Below are 17,667 nucleotides of genomic sequence, written 5' to 3' on the forward strand. Positions count from 1 at the left end.
TCAACAATTATTCCTAGTGAATAATAACTAAAAACTAATAAATCAATACGAGGTGAAATTATGACCACCACTGAATATCTCAAAATACCCCGCGAGCGAGTAGGGGTTTTAATTGGGAAAAAAGGAGAAGTAAAACAACATATAGAAAAATTAACCCAGACCACATTGGACATAGATAGTGAAGCTGGAACTGTAACCATAATTCCGCAAGAGGACCTTGAAGACCCATTATTACCTTGGAAAACACGCAGTATAGTAAAGGCCATTGGAAGAGGATTTAATCCAGAGATTGCCCTTAGATTACTAAAAGATGATGTGGCTCTAGACATAATAAAACTCACTGAGTATGTAGGGAAATCTAAAAAGGCTCTGGCTAGGCAAAAAGGTAGAATTATTGGTCGAGACGGTATTACAAGACAAATAATACACGAAATGACTGGAGTGGACATGTCAGTATATGGGAAGACTGTTTCCATAATAGGGGACCTTGAAAATTTATTGATTGCTAAAGAAGCCGTTGAAATGATTTTAAATGGCTCCCGGCACAAGTCAGTGTATGGTTTCCTGGAAAAGAAAAAACAGGACATGAAACTCAAACATTTTCATGACACCATCAATTTAAAATAAATTAATTATACCTTGGCGGATTTAATTTCATGAATCTGCCATGATTTTTTTATAGATAGCAAATTTATCATGTTTGAAACCATTTGGTATATATGTAACAAATAGAATAGTATATATTACACATTTTAACAATAAATTTTTGAGATATTTTTGTAATTTTCAGAAAAAACTAGGGATTTATAAGTAAAATATTAATACTTAAAGATTATATTTTAGGATTAATTGTTTTGTATTTCAATTAATATTAATCAAGCCAATCATTAAAATCAATATCTCAATTATATTTTTAGATTCCAAATAAATCACTATACAAGGAGGGTAATTTTGGAGAGACAAGCTGGAGAACTCTTTGAAGAGTTTCAAGAATTAACCGCATCTGAATTTTTCAGAAAAAATAAGCAGATGCTTGGATTTTCTGGTAAGATAAGATCCCTTACCATTGTTTTTCACGAATTGATAACCAACAGTTTTGATGCAGCAGAGGAAGCAGGAATACTCCCTGAAATAAAAATTGACCTTAAAAGGTTGGATAAAGACCATTATGTTTTAAGACATACTGATAATGGGCCAGGGATACCTAAAAACTTCGTTACCAAAGTATTCTGTACCATGTTTGCTGGTTCTAAGTTTAGAAACATCCAGTCTCGTGGTCAACAAGGTTTAGGGTGCAGTGGATGTGTACTGTTATCCCAAATGACCACCGGAAAACCTGCACGAGTTATTTCTGGTTACAAAGAGAACGGAGAACTTAAGGGAGTTCAAATGACCCTTAAGATGGATGTAAAGAAAAATAAGGGTCTTGTGCTGGAGAGAAAAAAAGTAGATGTTAAGAGCACTGGTGTTTGTTTGGAACTTCACTTTAAAGACGTTTCTTACTCTTTATCAGAACAAGGTGCTTTTGAATACATCAGAAGGACCATGATTGCTAACCCCCACGCAAAAATCGTATTTAGAGATCCAACTGGACATAAATACATATTTAATCGAGCCTCAGCTGTTATTCCACCATTACCTAAAGAAGTTCTTCCTCACCCTAAAGGTGTTACGGCTGACGATCTTATATTCATGGCCAAGCACACCGACAAGCGCCGATTCAGAAGTCTGCTAACCAGTTCACTCTCCAGAATGTCCACTAAAAGAGTAAATGAGATTCAAGAATTGACTGGTATTGACCTTAATAAAAGGCCGAAGGATATGAAATGGGAGGAAGCAGAACAAATAGTGGATTTATTTACTAAAATGGACTTTATGGCACCACCAACATCTGGTTTAATACCAATTGGTCAAGAACAAATTGAAAAAGGTGTTATAGAAATTTTAAACCCTGAATTTGTATCTGCTATCAGTAGAAAGCCTGTTACCTACCGTGGAGGAGTGGCATTTATTATAGAAGCCGGTATAGCATATGGTGGAGACTCTGGAAGAATGGTTGGAGAACAACGCAAAGCAGAAATCATGCGTTTTGCCAATAGAGTCCCATTATCATTTGATCAAGGTAGTTGTGCCATAACTGAAGGTTTAAAGAGTATTGACTGGAAGAGATATGGAATAAGAGATATGGAAAGTGCTCCCATAACCATATTTGTAAATATTATTTCAACCCAGGTGCCTTACTTATCCACAGGTAAACAAAGTGTAGCTCCAGAACCAGAAATCTTGCACGAAGTCCGACAAACCGCCATGACCGTGGCCCGGAAACTACAAAAATACCTGAGAGCTAAAAAGGCTGAAAAAGAAGAGGCCATGCGTTCCAAGATTTTCGAAGAATATGTGCCCGTTATTCTAAAAGAAGCAGCTTTACTAGCCGAAACAGATGTACCAGAATATCAACCCGTTCTGGCCAAAGTTACTCGCCGAGCGCTGGCAGAATTATTGGGGGAACCCATAGATGATGACTAGGAAAGAAATCACCATTAACAAGCTTAAAAGTCTGGGAGAGACCATCATAGAAGATGTAGCTCAAAACAAAGTCCCTGCAGTAAAAGTACCGTCCCGTGGTACTTCCAACATCGTTTACGACGAGAACAAAAGACATTACGTGCTAGGAGATCGTTATGGTCAACGTTCTCTGGGAAATGTAAAACAAATAAAAAAAATTGGTCAAATGGTTTACATGGCCAATTTCTGTAAGCAATTAGTTGAGAGAGAAAAAACAGCTACTTTAAGGGAGCTTTATTACGTTTCTGAAGGATGGGAAGTTGAATTTGGAACTCAGGACGAATCTAACATTGTAGGTGAAGATCTGGAAGTAACATTAGGAATGACCCGAGAAGACCTGGGCCTAATGCCCGAAGAAGATGGAGCATCAGTTTATGGAGATTTAACTATAAAAGAAGACGATCTCGAAATTAACGCTCTTAGGTCTGGAAAATCAGGTTATACCATTTCTCCCACCATAAATGAAGTAGAACTTGTGGACCATAACGTACAAAGAGTTATTGCTGTGGAAACCATGGGGATGTTCCACCGAATGGTTCAAGAAAACGCTTACAAAAAATTTGATACACTGATTGTGGGATTAAAGGGTCAGGCTGCTAGAGCAACGAGAAGGTTCCTTAAAAGAGTAAATGATGAATTAGGCCTTCCAGTTTATATTTGTAACGACGGAGACCCCTGGGGTTTTCACATAGCCCAGGTTATTATCTCTGGAAGTGCTAAACTGGCCCATGTAAATCACGACTTGGCCACTCCAGATGCCAAGTTTCTGGGAGTTACTGCTAGTGACATTATAAAATACGACCTTCCGACCGACCCCTTAAAAGACATTGATGTTCTCCGTTTAAAAGAGCTTCTCAAGGACCCTCGCTACCGGGATGAAACCTGGAAAATGGAAATTAAGAAAATGCTCAAAATCGGTAAAAAGGCAGAACAGCAATCTTTCTCCAAATATGGATTGGAATACGTAGTAGATACCTACTTCCCAGAAAAATTGGAGCAGCTGGAATAATCTCCTGCTTTGATTTTATTTTTGGCCTTAACTGGCCATTTTAATTTTTAATTTTTTAGCTTGATTTTAATTATCATAATTATTCAAATTGTAATTTTTATAGCAGTTTTTTAAAATCCTTAAAAACAATTAAAAAAGTTTATAAAAGTTACAATACAAGATATTCTTATAACTAAACATATTTAAAGTGAAACTTATTATCCGTCTTTAGCTTAAGATATTGAGTTTCAATCAATAGTCTTTAAAGTAAAATAAGATGTTAGAATAACTAAAAAAAATTAATTTCTTCAAATAAAAGTTGCGTGAAATTAATTTAATTTATAGGGAGGTTAATTAAATGAAATCTGTTGCAGTAAATGGATATGGAACCATTGGAAAAAGAGTTGCTGATGCAGTATCTGCTCAAGACGACATGAAAATTATAGGGGTGTCCAAAACCAAACCTGACTTTGAGGCCCGAATGGCCGTGAAAAAGGGATACAATCTTTACATAAGCATTCCTGAAAGAGAAAAACTTTTCCAGGATGCAGGGATTGAAATAAGCGGTACTGTGGATGAAATGCTGGCTGAATCAGACATCATAGTAGATTGTACACCAGAAGGGATTGGTGCTAAAAATCTGGAAAAATACAAAGAATTAGGCTTAAAAGCCATCTTCCAGGGCGGAGAAAAGCACGATAACGTAGGATTATCCTTTAATTCATTTGCAAATTATTCAGACTCCTATGGAAAAGATTATACTCGCGTGGTTTCCTGTAATACCACCGGACTTACCCGGACTTTAAATCCTATCAATGAATTATGTGGAATTAAAAAGGTTCGAGCAGTAATGGTTCGCCGGGGCGGAGATCCTTCCCAGATTAATAAAGGGCCGATAAATGCTGTGGTCCCTAACCCACCAACAGTACCTTCTCACCACGGGCCTGATTTAAAAACAGTGATGTATGGTGTTAATATTAATACTATGGCATTATTAGTCCCTACCACATTGATGCATCAACACAATATCATGGTTGAACTGGAAAACCCGGTGGAAGTAGATGAAATCATTGCTAAACTGGAAGCCACATCAAGAGTGCTTTTAGTTAAGGCCAGCGAAGGTATTGGATCCACCGCCGAAGTAATGGAATATGCCAAAGAATTAGGCCGATCCAGGAATGATTTATTTGAAATTCCAGTCTGGCAAGAGTCCTTGAATGTAGTTGACGGAGAATTATACTACATGCAGGCTGTTCACCAGGAATCTGATGTTGTTCCAGAAAATGTGGATGCTATACGGGCCATGCTTGAAATGGAAGAAGATAATAATAAATCCATTGAAAAAACCAATAAAGCTATGGATATTTTATAAAAATCCCCATATAATTTTTTTATTATCCATTTTTACCTATTTTTACCCTATTTATATTCCAATCTATCAAATTAAACTTATAATTTTTTTCAATATTCTAAAAAATACTTAATAAATTTAATTAACCCCTAATAAATTTTTAATGAAACTAAAATGTGATTTAATGAGTGATAAAATAATATTTGGCCCAGCAGGAAATCCAATTGGTTTTAAAGGAAAAAGTGTGCATGCTTGCAACTATATTGCTCAAGAAGGACTGGATGCCTATGAATATCAGGCCACTTATGGTGTGCGTATAGGTGAAAATTCTGCAAAAGAACTTAGGAAAAATTCTGAGGAAAATAAAATACGGGTTTCCATGCATGCTCCATATTATATCAATTTATCCTCCCAAGATCCAGAAGTTATTGAACGGTCCATTGATCGGCTGGTACAATCGGCCCGGGCCGCAGAATGGATGGGAGCCTACAGAATAGTTTTCCATCCAGGGTTTTACACTAAATACACACCATCTGAAGCTATGAATATATGTAAAAAGGCCATTGCAGATATTTTAGAAAAATTAGATGGATTAGGAATTAAAAAATTCACCTTTGCTCCAGAAACCACCGGCAAAAAATCCCAGCTAGGTAATCTGGAAGAAATTGTTGAGATATGTCAAAATTTTGATCACTTTGCCCCTACCATTGATTTTGCCCATATACATGCCCGTGGTGAAGGGAGCATTAAAAATGCAGATGATTACCTGAAAATAATAGATTATTTAGAGGAAGAACTGTCCATTAAAAGACTGCACTGTCATTTCACCAAGATTGAATATACGCATGCCGGGGAGAGGAAGCATCATACCCTGGAAGAAAAAGAATATGGGCCCCCAGTTAAACCACTTTTAGAAACATTAAATGAAGCTGGATGGAATTCCACTATCATCTGTGAGACTCCATTGATAGATCAGGATGCTCTAATATTAAAATCGTGTTATAATAATATTTTATAAAGATATTTAATATCTATTCTAACTATTTTGATGGTTTAAACTCGATTAAATCCTTTAAATTATAGAAATAAATAGTTATGATTGAATTAAAAAGAAAATTAATGATTATGAAAATAAAATGTGCTTTTAGAATTTAGATTGATATAATTGAGCGGATTTAAGTGGAGTATATTCTAAAAGCCCATTATAAATAATTAATTAAAAAACTTATTTTAGAAGGTTAATCTGAGAATATACCTAATATAAAGTGGATAATAAGATTTAATCACACTATATTACCCACATATATGCTCTCTGCAATCTCACGATCTATAGCCATTTGAGTGTGTTCCACCTGAAAGACATATGATGGGTAAGTTTGAATAATTTCCACTTTTCTCCCTGGCAAAACACCCATGGCCAGTATCTTATTTAAATTTTCACGCTTGTGAGATTGAATATAAACAATTTTACCCGATTTTCCTTTTTTAATTTTATTTAAAGGCAAAACTGATTTTTCTAAAACTTTTTTTACCGATTCATTACATTTACAGGAATTGGTTGCATGAGATATTCCATTTTGGCAGTTACAGGAAGGAATATTTTTCCCATGCGGACACTTATGGGGATGGGATAAAAGAGTACATATACTCTCTTCTACCCCTCCTTCCATTATATGTTCAAAATTGCATGCTGCGGTTTCCATCTCTTCCCCAGTCATACCTAAAACATCGTGAAGCAGTTTTTCTGCCAGCCGGTGTCTTCGAATAATATTTCTAGATTCTTCCCATCCTTGTGGAGTCAATTTAATTTTTTCATCTTGAATTTCTATTAATTTTAGATTTTTGAGCTCTTCAACAACTTTTTCGTCATATAATCCATCTTTATTAATGAATAATTCCATTTCAGGAGATAATTCTAAATCTTCATGGTTTAAACCATATTCTAAATTGTTGTCTTCCATGAAAACCCATATTTTTTCCAGTAATTCTTCTCCAGGTTCACTTATTTTCATTTTTAAGCCTCCTTTTTAAGCCTTTTTAAGAATTTAATTATTTTTGAACCAATTTCTGGGTCAGGTAAAGTTTCATATCCACAATTAGGGCATCTGATTTTCTTACAACCATATCCTAAACATCCCTGACAAATTTCCAGTCTTTTAGTTTCATCAAAATCATGTCCACAAAGAGCACATTTCATAAAACTACCCCCAAAGTGGTTAATATCCAGTTAAGGACAAATCCCATGGTAAATGCAAAGGTAACAACGAAAACTGCAATTAATAACGAAATTTTCCATCCTCTTTCCTTGGTCATTACCATAAACTGAGCCACACAAGGCATGAAAAGGGTTAGTACCACTGCAGAAACTAATAGCTGTACCCCAGTTAAAGTACTCTGTATATCATACAATCCTGCTGCACCATAATCTCGCCTGAAGAATCCAAGTATGAATGTTTCAGCAGTTTCAATAGGCAATCCTATGGCTGTAATCACCGGCGCAATCAGTGCAATCATCATGTTTAGAATTCCAGTTAAGCTTAAAGCCCATAATATAATACTTATAAGTATAAATAAAGGAATTATTTCTTTAAAGTACCATATTAGGCGAGTATAAGTTTTTTTCAGTACCTGAGTTGGTCTGGGTAGTCTTAAAGGAGGAATTTCCATATAAAACGTTGGATTCTCACCAGGCAATAATTTTGAAGCTGTTAATCCAATTATTACATATAATAATAACATTATAGCGAACCAAAGCCACAATGCAGAAGGATGTCCAGATAGAACCGCGAATATTACTCCTAACTGAGCTGCACAAGGTATGGTTAATGCCAGAAGTATGGTGGCTATGGTCCGTTCCCTGGGTGTTTCTAAAGTCCTGGTTACCATGGTAGCCATACTTCCACAACCAAGACCCAGCACCATGGGTATAACCGCCCTCCCACTGAGTCCTATTAAATTAAAAAACCGGTTTATCAACATAGCTAAACGAGGCAGATATCCGCTGTCTTCCATTATAGAAAACATCAGGAAGAATGTGCCTACAATAGGCAATATAATAGCTGTGGCATAAGTCACACCCAATGTCCAGATACCATATTCCCCTACCAATAATTCTTGGATTGCTGTAAATGGGATGTAATTAAGCACAAAGTTGGTTACGAAAGGGTTTATCCATTCTCCAAATATAGTGGATTCCACCAAGTCCACCAGATCTCCAGCACCAAAAACCCCTACAAACTGATAAAGACCAAAATACATTATTACCAGCAATATAGGTATTCCAGTCACAGGATTTATCATTAACCGACTAATCTTTTCGCCCCAAGATAATTTATCTGTTTTTTCAGTTTTTAATGTTGAAGAAACCAGTTCTGTAGCATTTTTTTGTAATCTGAGCTTAAAAAGATAATTAAGTGGCATTCTGAATTGTGAAGTAGTTTCTTTTACCACTAACATTATTTTTTCATAATTAGAATCATTATTTTCTTTAATTAATTTTTTTACATCCCCATCTTCTTGTAATAACAACAATGATAATGCACGCTTAGAAATAGGATATTTATTATGGATTAATGCACTAATTTTATTAACAGCCGCTTCTAAAACTGTATTATATTCTACTGAGAAAATTTTGTCTTTTTTATGATAATTACCTATCATTTCTCTAAGAAGATCTAAGCCATGTCCTGTAGCAGCAGTAGTAGGAACTACAGGTATTCCAAGTTGTTTTTCTAGTTTCGAATGGTTAATTATAGTTCCAACTTTTTTAGCCTCATCCATCATGTTTAATACTAGTATTATAGGCAATTCTGCCTCAATTAGTTGTAAAGTTAATGTTAACATCCTCTCCAGATTTTTTGAGTCTACTACATGGATAATAATGTCATTGTCTTCTTCCAATAGCATTAACTTGGAAATTCTTTCCTCCTCAGTGATGGAACTTAAAGAATACATCCCTGGAGAGTCCATTATTTCGAATTTTTTTCCATCAATATTAAATTTCCCACGATCAACAGTTACAGTGGTACCGGGATAGTTGGATACAGTCACATAAGAACCAGTTAATTGGTTAAAAAGCATACTCTTACCAACATTTGGATTACCGAGCAAAACTATCTTTTTTGGTTTAACCGAATCTAATTTTGATTTCAGTTTCGAATTTTCTTTAAAATCCTTTTGATCCTTTTTATTCGATTTAAACCAATTTTTGATATTTTTTGTCCACATTAAAGTATTTCTCCTAATATTTTTAAAATAATTTGTAAAATAGAATTTATTAACGAATTTAAAGAGTATATTCACATATTACTGTTTGAATAGCTTTTTTCATATATTCAGGACCAATAATGTTTTTTCCATTTTTAGATGCCTCTCTGGAAGCTTCTTCTGCCACCATATGGCCCAGATCATCGAAAAATTCTTGAAGATTTTCAACAGCCGTCCAATTAGTTTTGGCCACACGCTCTCTATTTAAAATACTTAATTCCATGTTAGCATGCGTTTTTACAACCGGAGTGAATGGTATATCCATTTTTTTATAGTTTACATCATTCATTGTTCACCAATATCAGACTAATAGAAATTTAAATTTAGGTTTGCCTAAACTTTCATTAATTTAAGTGGATTATCATCATATATAAAATTTTAGGTTCACCTAAAAATTTTTTAGGTTGAGCAAAAAATTAAAAGAATATATAAACTTTGAAATCAAAAAAAAAAACGAATTCATAATTATTTCATAATAGAAATTAATCATGATTTGAAAAATGAATATTCAAAAAGAATTATATGTATTTAAAGTCATAATGATTTTATTAAAAATCAAGTATATAGAAATTAAAATTTAGAAACTAAAATCCAGTTTATTGATTTAAAATTATAATAAATTAAATTATTTTTATCAATTTTTTTTAAATTTAAGGTGATGCAGTGAAATTTAACAATATAGTTTACGATTCACATATAACAGAAAACAAATTATTAATTGCCTCTAATGAACCTAAAAAAGAGGCTAAAGTGGTTGTTCTCCAACCAGTAGGTTATCCATTCATTTGTAATTTAGTAGAAACTCCTAAAATAGAAGTTTTCGATAAAGAACTCTTTGAGTTATATGCACAAGACCAGTGGGAAGGATTTACTGCAAAAGAAGGATCTTATCTTTTTGATCAAAAATTACTGCCAGATTATGCTTTTAAAGTTATTAAAGCACATCCTGACGAGTCAAAAATAACTGAAAATACATCTATACTCCTAGTTGATGTTTTAAAAGATTCTGATGATATTCAGAAAATAGAAACTCAACTTAAAATAGATGATGTGGTAGGCCAAGAACAAGCCAAAACTAAATGTAAAATAATAATGAAGTATCTTCAGGATCCTGAAAAATTCAAAGAATGGGCCCCTAGAAATGTCCTATTTTTTGGAACACCCGGTACTGGAAAGACTATGCTGGCCAAATCATTATCTAATGAGCTTAAAGTCCCATTATACCTCATAAAGGCCACTACTCTTATTGGAGATCATGTGGGTGATGGTGCCCGCCAAATACACGAATTATATGATATTGCAGCTAAAAATTCGCCTTCAGTAATATTTATTGACGAAATTGATGCTGTAGGTCTGGATAGAAAATACCAATCCCTGCGAGGAGATGTTTCAGAAGTGGTGAATGCACTTTTAACTGAAATGGACGGTATTAAACAAAACTACGGTGTAGTTACCATAGGTGCTACCAACAACCCATCCGTTTTAGATTATGCTATTAGAAGCCGATTTGAAGAGGAAATAGAATTTAAACTTCCAGAAGAACCAGAAAGAAAGGAAATAATCAAAAACAATATTGATTCCATGCCTCTGGAAGTAAAGGTTTCTGTGGAAAAGCTGGCCCAGTTATCCAAAGGAATGTCTGGAAGAGATATTAAAGAAAAACTATTAAAAAATTCCCTTCATAAAGCCATATCTGATGATGAAGAGGTAGTGGAAATGAAGCACGTCGAATATGCTCTTAAAAATTATCAGACCGAAAAGAACGAACCTAAGGGAATGTTTGCTTAATCATCCCTTAAAAACCATTATTTTCATCCCATCTTTATTTTTAATTATTTATTTTTAATTTTTTTAAAAAGTTTTTGAATTAAAATATTGATTATAAATTAATTAATTTGGTTAATATTTGATTAATTAATTCAACTTAATTGAATTTCATATTCTTTTTAGAATAAAATATTTATCATTAAAATAAATATGACTATATGAGCATTAAGGAACTATTTTTAGATGCCAGTAAGTTCGCAGCTTCAGACTGGACAAAATTTATCTTATTAGGAATAATATTCGTGGATATAGACCTATTAGATCAAACTACCGACATGTTAATGCCAGATTTCTTTAATTACATATTTTTAGTTGCATTTTTTATTTTAGTTTTCATAGAAGCCGGCTATTTATTCAGAATAATAGAGTCCTCTGTAGATGGATCAGATAAATTACCACCATTTAGTAATCTGCTACAATTATTTACACACGGGCTCAAAGATTCTTTAGTAGTTGGCAGTTATATGTTCATTCCTGCAGTGCTATTTGTCATTTCCGCAGGGTTGACATTGATCTATTTGGGGAATGATATTTCTGTAAAATTTCCGCTCGAATTGTTTTTACTTTCCTTGGTAATTGGAATCATATTTTTTATAATTTTACAAGCAGCAATACTGAATATGGCCCATAATAAAGGTAAATTAAAATCAGCATTTGATTATAGAGGCATATTTAGAAAAATAAAGAATGTAGGGTTGAAAAAATTTTTAGTAGTGTGTTTTTTAACTGCACTTATATTTGTGATATTAAAACCATTTGTGGTGGATGAAATAAGAGGATATATGGATCCCATAGGTAGTACAATACTGGAAATGATAATCGCACCATATTTAGCTATTTTGACCAGTCGCTTTTTAGGTACTATGGACCGTTATAATTAAAATGAAATTATTAATGTAAGTATTCTAGCTTGTAAATAATCAAATTAATTTCTGCTTAATTAAAAATATCCAATTAAAATTTTAAAAATAAAATTGAATACATATTATTCTAATTAAAATATAATTCCAAAATGAAATTATTAATTTCGTTTAAAAATAAGCTCACAAGCTTTAATTAGTTCATCATCTTGATTTTCAGCAGCTTGTTTAATATTAGAAACTACATCAAAGAAGATTTTATCAACCACTGACTTGGTAAGATTTTCAACAACTTTTTCTTTGCCATTGAGATCACCTAACATATTAATGGCCTTTTGAGTTTCATTTGTCCTAATTAGCTCCATTTCACGGCGTATTTGTGAAATTAGTGGCTCCACTTCAATGTGTTTAAGAGATTTTTCAAGAAGGATTAATTCTTCCTGAACAATTTTTTCAGCTTCTTTAGCCTCTTCTTCTCGCATCTTGCGGTTTTCATCTGCAATTCCGCGTAAATTATCTATATTAAATACTTTAACCCCTAATTCCGACACTTTATCTTCAATATCACGAGGATTAGCAATATCAACCATTACTAAAGATTCTCTTCGCTCTGGAGGTACGGCATCCTTCACTTTTTCATAAGTTAAAATAGGATGAGGGGCACCAGTAGCACTTATAATAACATCAGCATCAGCCATAAATTCCATTAGAAGATCAAAATGAATGGCATAACCACCTAATTCTTTGGCCAATTCTACCGCCCGATCATAAGTCCTGTTGGCGACCACAATAGCCTTCAAATGTTTCTCAACCAATGCCTTGGCCACCAGAGTTCCCATCTTTCCAGCACCTACCACCAGAACTTTTTTACATTTGAGATTGCCATGAACTTCTTCTGCCAGTTCAACTGCTGCGGAACCAATAGAAACGCATCCTCGATTAATGTGAGTTTTTTTCCGTACGGCCTGACCTACATGAATAGCCTTAGTAAAAATAGTATTTAAAATTAAACCAGAAGTATTTTCTTTTATTCCTCTTCTTTTAGCATCCCTTATTTGGCCCAAAATTTGATCTTCACCAATAATCATTGATTCTAAACCAGAAGATAGTCTTAAAAGATGTTCCATAGCATTTTGATCTTTTTCAATTACCAAACCCTCTTTAATAAAAGATCCAGATTTTAAATCATCTTCCAGACTACAATAATTAGAATCATCATGAAAAGAACTGACAAAAATATAATACTCCGCGCGGTTGCAGGTTTTTATTGAAATAAACTCTTTAACTAAATAGTTTGACTTTAAATAGTTAAATAAATCATCAAGAGAAGATATTGAGTTTTCCATAGTCTGAATATCTGCTGTTTTATGATCAACCCTAATATTTAAAATCAAAAAGAGTCCTCCCCAATATTTTTAGATTTCTGATTCATAGGCCCCTTTTTATTAGAATTCTGGTTCTTAGAGTTCTGACTCTTATATAATTCATCTGGATTTTCAGAACTATTGCCATGATTATTTATTTTTAAATCAGAATCGTCAAGTTGACTTATAAAAGAATTAACATTATCAATGGCCTCTTCTAAATTATTTTCTTTAAGACATTTATTAATTTCAGGGTTATTAGAAATTTGATAAAGGTAATCTCGCCTTAATTTCTGATTTACAACACATTCTTTTAATTTAGTTCTGGAATAATCCTGTAATTCAATTTTTAATATATCTTCCGGAGTTATGATGGATTGTATCTTCTTTCTAAGCATACGGGCCATTAAAGGACTTTTTCCACCAGTGAATATGGATATTTGAGCATCAGCTATAGAAAATGTAGTGGGAACAATAACATTGCCTTCTAAAGGAGCGTCTGCACGATTTAAAAGCTTTTCTCCTGCAAGACTTGCAACTTTATTATTCATTTCACTATCCCCACTGGCCAGAACAACCAGATCGGCCCATTCAACCAGAATTTCTATCTCATTAATTGGTTTGGTCATTGCACCCAGTTTTTGAAGATTATCTGAAATCTTTCCCCCAGTAACAATTACCTCAGCACCCGCTTGAATAAAACGGGACGCCCTTCTCTCACCAACTTCCCCAGCACCCAATACTAGGACCTTCATTTTGTCAGTTTTAAGAAAAAGGGGAGTCCAGGTCATAAAAATCTCCTATTATTAAATATTCATCTTCATTGAGTATAATATTTAATTATCTATAAATTAACTCTTATTCATAATGAACCCAATATTAATTGCAAATTATTCATTTGGGTAATAATAATGAAAATAATGAAATAAATAAGAGCGTTGTCCCATTATTTATTCAGCATCTTTCATTCTAAGAACTTTCATAGCAGTCCTAATATCATTACCACATTCTTTAAGTACTTTCAAAGCTTCTTCTTCAGAAACATTAAATGTGTCTGCTAGTGCTTTCACACCGTCTTCATCTAGAAAATCCGATTTTCCAACTAGTTCTTCAGAAAGTTGTTTTTTAAGTTCCAAGAACTCATCAGTACTCATGTCAATACGCCTCATGACCATGTCCCTTAAAGGACAGGGCTTAGATGGCTTACAACACCATACCAGTGAACCGAAACAGGTCCCTTCACCTTCTCCTAGCCTTGTTTTCTTTCCAAATTCTTCTTTAATTCCGATATAATCTTGAGGTGTGATACCCGCGTCTTCCAGGGCATATAAAATGGGACACGGCTTCACTGGAGGGCAGCAAAAACTTAGTGCCCTTTTGTCACCGCCTCTACAAACGTGTGATGGTGCATCATCCCATACCATATTAATATCCTCCAAATTTTTAATAACTATTTTTAACTAATTCGGTTAAGATAGTTGTAAATTCATTAATTAATATTAAAATTCAAGACATTTATCTGTGAATTTAAATTTACAAAATTTAATTAATTTATATTATTAAATAATTTATAAGTTTAGTAATTTACTATTAGCCATCCAAAAAATTTATTAAATAATAAAAAAGTGATAATTCCAATAATTATTTTAAAATATTATTTTAAATTTTTGGTTCAAAATAATTAAACGAATTATCCTATGGATTATTCCTCAGTAAGCATACTCTGTTTTTCATGAGGTGTTAATTCTTCAACAATATCTTTAGGATTACCAATTTGGAGTATTTTTCCGCCTCGCATCAAAGCGGCCCGGTCACAAACATCTAAAACAAATTCCATATCGTGGGAAATAATTAAAAATGTTTGATTAAGCTCTTCACGGGCCTTAATAATAGAATCTGTAACCTGAACACGAGTAATAGGATCCATAGTGCCTGTTGGTTCATCCAGAATGACAATATTAGGTTCTTTAATTAAAACTTGGGCCAAAGCAACTCTGTGCCTCTCCCCACCACTTAATTCATCTGGATCTTTGCTTAAGATAGTCATTGCATAATCTTCTTCGAATCCCACGGCTTTTAGTACATAGGCAGCTTTCATTTTCGCGAACTCCGCAGGCAATTCTAAACTAATTGCTTCGGTAAGATTTCCTAAAATATTACGGTGAGGGTAAAGACTGTATTCCTGATGAAGGATTCCCAAATAAGGCATAACCCTGCCTCTGCCTAATGGGCCTTTTTGAGTCATATCAATCCAATTTTCACCAAGTTTAACAGATATTTCCCCACTGCTGGGCTCGGTTAATCCAAAAAGAATTCGAGATAATGTTGTTTTTCCAGCCCCACTAAGACCCACTACACCAAATATCTCCCCTTGATCAACCTCGAGATCAATACCATCCACTGCTTTTACTACTCCCCGTTCAATGGAATAATAGTGTTTTTTGACTTGTTTCATCTCAATTATAGGTCCGCCTACTTCAAATTCCTCTCCTTTCTCAGGAAGGGGAACTTGGGCCATGAATTTAGCCACCACATCATCAGGAGCACCTTCTTCAATAATTTCACCTTTTTCAAGCCAAATTACATGATTAGAAAGTTTTTTCATTACTTCTGGCCAATGCGAAGTGATAACCATAGTAATTCCCTTATCTTTTACACCATCTACTAGAGCTTCGTGCAGTAATTCCGCAGTTTTAGGATCCAATGTTCCAGTAGGTTCATCCGCCAAAAATAACATGGGTCTTTTGGCCATTTGTCTTGCAAGAACTACTCTTTGTTTTTCCCCACCACTCAAATCACGAGCAATATGAGTGATTCGATGAGTCATCTGAGTCATTTCCAATAATTCTAAGGCGAAATAAGTATTTTCTTCATCCTCTCCACCAACTATTGACTTCATTACATTATCAATAACAGTATCATCTTCATAAAGTGCAAAAGTCCTCTGGAGCATAATAGATATTCGCCTTTTGATTGCTGCAAAGAATTTTCTATCGCAGTTCCAAAAATCAACACTTTCTACATGTAGCTTGCCACCACACTCGCAATCCTTTTCATCAAATGAAGGAGGTTCCACCCTCAAGCAATCAGGACAAATAGCAACATTATAAATAATTTTTCCTTTATCCGGTTTATAATCCTTCATTCCTCTGAGCATATTAATGAGTACTGATTTTCCTGAACCACTTCTACCTAAAATACCCAAGACACTGCCCTCATTTATGGTTATGTTTAAGTTTTTTAAAACATCGACGTCATTGAACGTTTTTGTAACGTTTTCTAGCACTATAAAAGACATACTACCACCTTTTTCAATGAATAGTAATAGATAATAGATTGATATCCTATTCTATTTCGTTATTTCCAAATAAATTTAATATTATTTTTTATATCATAATTAATTTAGTCAATCTATTTAAATAAACTTTTTAAATTTTATCGTAAAGTGTAAATTTTTATATTGATTAAATATTTTAATTGTAAATTATAGAATTCATAATTAATGAATTGAGCTTTGTGAAAAGTTGGTCTTAGTTTATTAAATCAGAATGGCAAAATTCAAAAATTTTTAAATTTTGGATAAATCAAAATTAATTCGGCCACCCATAGCTGCTCGGGCAATAGATATACCATTGGCCCCCGCAGATAACATTTTTTTGGCAGAATCGACATCTATAATGGAGTTATTGCCTACTAGAAATGTCTCAATATTCTGACTTATTTCATGAATAATGTCCAAGTCAGCATAGTCAAATCCTGGCTTCATGGCATCAATATGGATAAAATCACATCCGGCCGATTCGACAGCCTTAACTATTGCTAAATTATCTAAATTTATAACATTAGCTCTGAATTTAAGCGAAACCTTTGCTGAAGACTTTTTTACTACTTCTGCAGAAAATTCTTCTAAAAATTCCAAATCTTGCAGCATGGCCTGGCCACATCCTATTTCTGTAATTTCACTTTGACGACAATGCGCATTTATTTCGACCACATCAACTTCTTTAATTCTTGAAATCTCGATAATCGGATCTGGAGTAGTAGAACGCAAGTTTACAGAAACTAATCCATTCCAATTTTCCTTAATCTCCTTGGCCTGATTATAAATTACCTCAAAATAATCTTCTTCATTTATTGAAAATTCTGGCCTTCCTCTTTGAAGAATTTTTTCACCAGCAGTGATAGTGGGCGAGTCAATATTGTATCCACCTAGGGTAACCATATCAAAACCGAAAGGAATTAATTTAAGGCAGAATTTTGCATCAGTTATTCCTGCCATGGGAGCCAAAACTTTAATATAATCAATCCTTTGCAGTTAATATTACCTTTTAATAACCATTGAATAAAAAATTAATGGCTATTGGATTTCAGTTAATTAAAATAACATTTTATTCAGTTATTAATTGTTTCATTAATTCTATCGACAGGGTATTAAATCAGTAGTTC

General features: G+C 33.7%; 16 protein-coding genes. 7 read left to right on the top strand and 9 right to left on the bottom strand.

The genetic code is table 11. The features are described 5' to 3' along the window. Positions 1-60 precede the first annotated feature (60 nt). The 5 genes from Q7I96_05245 (at position 61) to Q7I96_05265 (ending at position 5,922) form a co-directional block, all read left to right on the top strand. A complete protein-coding gene (locus Q7I96_05245) occupies positions 61-627 on the top strand; it encodes a KH domain-containing protein (GenBank protein ID MDO9627018.1) in 567 nt (188 codons plus the stop codon). A gap of 324 nt (positions 628-951) precedes the next feature. After that, positions 952-2,526: a DNA topoisomerase VI subunit B gene (gene top6B, locus Q7I96_05250; protein MDO9627019.1), complete on the top strand. Its 1,575-nt coding sequence runs from the start codon at positions 952-954 to the stop codon at positions 2,524-2,526. Beyond that, the gene (locus Q7I96_05255) at positions 2,519-3,574 is read left to right on the top strand and encodes a DNA topoisomerase IV subunit A (protein ID MDO9627020.1); all 1,056 of its coding nucleotides are present in this window, start codon (positions 2,519-2,521) and stop codon (positions 3,572-3,574) included. Before top6B ends, Q7I96_05255 begins: the two co-directional genes overlap by 8 nt. A 337-nt stretch (positions 3,575-3,911) precedes the next feature. Then, positions 3,912-4,925 carry a phosphorylating glyceraldehyde-3-phosphate dehydrogenase gene (locus Q7I96_05260; protein MDO9627021.1) on the top strand — a complete coding sequence of 338 codons (1,014 nt, stop codon included), beginning with the start codon at positions 3,912-3,914 and terminating at the stop codon, positions 4,923-4,925. Between the two features lie 163 nt (positions 4,926-5,088). Then, positions 5,089-5,922: a TIM barrel protein gene (locus Q7I96_05265; GenBank protein ID MDO9627022.1), complete on the top strand. Its 834-nt coding sequence runs from the start codon at positions 5,089-5,091 to the stop codon at positions 5,920-5,922. A 265-nt stretch (positions 5,923-6,187) separates the two neighbouring features. Here Q7I96_05265 and Q7I96_05270 read toward each other — a convergent pair whose 3' ends face one another. The 4 genes from Q7I96_05270 to Q7I96_05285 are packed head-to-tail and all read right to left on the bottom strand — an operon-like array spanning position 6,188 to position 9,459. Then, positions 6,188-6,916, bottom strand: coding sequence for a metal-dependent transcriptional regulator (locus tag Q7I96_05270; protein MDO9627023.1), 729 nt, complete (start codon positions 6,914-6,916; stop codon positions 6,188-6,190). Positions 6,917-6,918: 2 nt separating this feature from the next. Then, positions 6,919-7,101, bottom strand: a complete 183-nt coding sequence (locus Q7I96_05275) for a DNA helicase PriA (protein MDO9627024.1) — start codon at positions 7,099-7,101, stop codon at positions 6,919-6,921. Further along, positions 7,098-9,131, bottom strand: coding sequence for a ferrous iron transport protein B (gene feoB / locus Q7I96_05280; GenBank protein ID MDO9627025.1), 2,034 nt, complete (start codon positions 9,129-9,131; stop codon positions 7,098-7,100). The genes Q7I96_05275 and feoB overlap by 4 nt, the downstream gene beginning before the upstream one ends. Positions 9,132-9,189: 58 nt before the next feature. Continuing rightward, entirely contained in the window at positions 9,190-9,459 is a 270-nt protein-coding gene (locus tag Q7I96_05285) for a hypothetical protein (GenBank protein MDO9627026.1), read from the bottom strand. Between the two features lie 374 nt (positions 9,460-9,833). Here Q7I96_05285 and Q7I96_05290 point away from each other — a divergent pair, with 374 nt between their 5' ends. Together Q7I96_05290 and Q7I96_05295 are read left to right on the top strand one after the other, a co-directional pair. After that, positions 9,834-10,958 (top strand): AAA family ATPase, encoded by a 1,125-nt coding sequence (locus tag Q7I96_05290; protein MDO9627027.1) that lies wholly within the window; start codon positions 9,834-9,836, stop codon positions 10,956-10,958. 197 nt (positions 10,959-11,155) lie between these two features. Beyond that, positions 11,156-11,878 (top strand): DUF4013 domain-containing protein, encoded by a 723-nt coding sequence (locus tag Q7I96_05295; protein MDO9627028.1) that lies wholly within the window; start codon positions 11,156-11,158, stop codon positions 11,876-11,878. Positions 11,879-12,018: 140 nt separating this feature from the next. Here the strand turns inward: Q7I96_05295 and hemA are convergent, their stop codons facing one another. From hemA to Q7I96_05320, 5 genes are all read right to left on the bottom strand, one after another. Further along, entirely contained in the window at positions 12,019-13,251 is a 1,233-nt protein-coding gene (hemA, locus tag Q7I96_05300; GenBank protein ID MDO9627029.1) for a glutamyl-tRNA reductase, read from the bottom strand. After that, a complete protein-coding gene (locus Q7I96_05305) occupies positions 13,248-14,012 on the bottom strand; it encodes a bifunctional precorrin-2 dehydrogenase/sirohydrochlorin ferrochelatase (protein MDO9627030.1) in 765 nt (254 codons plus the stop codon). Before Q7I96_05305 ends, hemA begins: the two co-directional genes overlap by 4 nt. A gap of 159 nt (positions 14,013-14,171) precedes the next feature. Beyond that, positions 14,172-14,645, bottom strand: coding sequence for a methanogenesis marker 9 domain-containing protein (locus Q7I96_05310; GenBank protein ID MDO9627031.1), 474 nt, complete (start codon positions 14,643-14,645; stop codon positions 14,172-14,174). A 278-nt stretch (positions 14,646-14,923) separates the two neighbouring features. Then, entirely contained in the window at positions 14,924-16,519 is a 1,596-nt protein-coding gene (gene atwA / locus Q7I96_05315) for a methyl coenzyme M reductase system, component A2 (GenBank protein MDO9627032.1), read from the bottom strand. Positions 16,520-16,789: 270 nt separating this feature from the next. Then, the gene (locus Q7I96_05320; GenBank protein ID MDO9627033.1) at positions 16,790-17,500 is read right to left on the bottom strand and encodes a tRNA-dihydrouridine synthase; all 711 of its coding nucleotides are present in this window, start codon (positions 17,498-17,500) and stop codon (positions 16,790-16,792) included. Between the last annotated feature and the right edge of the window lie 167 nt (positions 17,501-17,667).

This window comes from Methanobacteriaceae archaeon (assembly GCA_030656015.1).
Classification (GTDB): Archaea; Methanobacteriota; Methanobacteria; order Methanobacteriales; family Methanobacteriaceae; genus UBA349.